This window comes from Aeromonas sp. EERV15 (assembly GCF_900079845.1).
GTDB classification, from domain to species: domain Bacteria; phylum Pseudomonadota; class Gammaproteobacteria; order Enterobacterales; family Aeromonadaceae; genus Aeromonas; species Aeromonas sobria.
Genome location: NZ_FKKY02000107.1, coordinates 1 through 472, shown reverse-complemented (window position 1 = coordinate 472; position 472 = coordinate 1). Strand labels below are relative to the sequence as shown.

General features: G+C 69.9%; 1 protein-coding gene. It reads right to left on the bottom strand.

Going from position 1 to position 472, the window contains the following annotated elements; genetic code table 11:
- Position 1: 1 nt before the first annotated feature.
- Positions 2–472: helix-turn-helix transcriptional regulator (locus BN4575_RS22815; protein WP_218060799.1), on the bottom strand; the 471-nt coding region annotated here is incomplete at its 5' end.

The window sequence follows — 472 nt, the reverse complement described above, 5'->3', positions numbered from 1 at the left end:
ATCACGCTTCTCGAAAACTGCGAAACGCATCCGGCGGCAACCGGCCCATCAAGGTGAGACAACCGGGGACGAGCTCCCACGGGAGCCGCCCAGGCACCTGGACCATCGCGCGCACGCGCCGCCTGTACGCCGACGGCGGCACGCCGATCCGCTGCGCGAACTGCGCGCTGAAGCTGCCGAGGCTCGAGAACCCGACCTCCATGCACACGTCGGTCACCGAGCGGTCCCCCGCGAGGAGCCGCTTGGCCAGATCGAGGCGCCGCCCGATGCGGTACTGGTGCGGCGTCACGCCGAACACCGCCTCGAACTGCCGGATGAAGTGATAGGGGGAGATCGCCACCTCCCGCGCCACGTCCTCGATCGACAGCCGCGACTCGCGCACCTCGGAGAGCAGATCCCGCGCCCGGCAGAGGTTCCTCAGCGCGTCGTGCCCCAGCAGCATCGCCAGCGACCACGATAGAGCGTCGCGGCG